1 pseudogene is annotated in these 571 nt (G+C 62.9%); it reads left to right on the top strand.

The window, feature by feature from the left end:
• Positions 1-571 (top strand): annotated as a pseudogene (locus NFE57_RS16605) (IS630 family transposase); the annotation flags it as partial.

Raw genomic sequence — 571 nt, 5'->3', positions numbered from 1 at the left:
AGCAAGACCGACCCGACGTCCTGAGTCAGCGCCGCGATTGGTTCGATGGTCAGATCGATCTGGAGCCGGAACGCCTCGTCTTCATCGACGAAACCTGGACCGCAACCAACATGACCCGTAGCCACGGCCGTTGTGCCAAGGGTGAGCGCCTGCGGATGGGCTATACCCCCATGGTCACCGCAAGACCACTACGCTGGTCGCCGGCCTGCGTATGAGCGGCATGGTCGCACCGATGGTGCTGGATGGGCCGATCAACGGCGACTGGTTCGAAGCCTATGTGGCCCAGGTTCTCGTGCCCGAGTTGCGGGCCGGCGACATCGTCATCATGGACAACCTGTCGAGCCACAAGCGCCCCGCAGTCCGCGACCGGGTCGAAGCGGCAGGCGCAACGCTGCGCTTCCTTCCGCCCTACAGCCCCGACTTCAACCCGATCGAGAAAGCCTTTTCCCGCCTCAAGGCTATGCTCCGAAAAGCAGGCGAGCGAACCGTGAATGGCCTGCGGAGCCTCATCGGCAAGCTCGTCGATATCTTCCAGCCCATCGAATGCGCCAACTACTTCAGTTCGTGCGGC

The organism is Hephaestia sp. MAHUQ-44 (assembly GCF_023806085.1).
Taxonomy (GTDB): Bacteria; Pseudomonadota; Alphaproteobacteria; order Sphingomonadales; family Sphingomonadaceae; genus Sphingomonas.
The sequence above is the reverse complement of the archived record's forward strand: the minus strand, read 5'-3'. Positions and strand labels throughout refer to the sequence as shown.